The 405-nt window shown below is 68.4% G+C and carries 1 protein-coding gene; it reads left to right on the top strand.

The window, feature by feature from the left end; all coding sequences use genetic code 11:
- Window positions 1-39: 39 nt before the first annotated feature.
- Window positions 40-405 (top strand): hypothetical protein (locus AC2JF9_RS10005; RefSeq protein WP_500727466.1); only part of this gene is annotated, 366 nt, incomplete at its 3' end.

Genomic DNA, 405 nt, shown 5'->3' with positions numbered 1-405 from the left:
CGAACGGCGCGAGCCAAGGCGATCCTCGCGGAAGCCGGGATGCGCGAGGCGGAGCGCGTCGGAGGCGGGGTCCTTCCTCATGTCGTCACGGGGACCGCCTCGCAGCTCGGCAGGCTCGCCCTGAACGACGTTCTGAGCGGGCGAGCCTCACCCTCCGGCTCCTCTTCCGGGCAGGCCCAGCCGGACCGGTTCGCGATCCCGACTGCCGAGGCGCCGGGGGCGAATATCGAGGCGGCCTTCCGGCAGTTTCACCAGCTGCTCGAGGGCGATGCCGGCAGGCGCACCATCGATGCGCTGATCCAGAACCTGAACGAGCTGAAGAATACGGCACTGGAAGCGACCAATCCGTCCACCGCGCAGCAGGCCAACATCAACCTCGTCACCCAGACACGAAACCTCCGGTCG

This window comes from Lactobacillus sp. C449L, from assembly GCF_059900815.1.
Note: the sequence above shows the minus strand (reverse complement) of the source record. Positions and strands in the feature narration are given on the sequence as shown.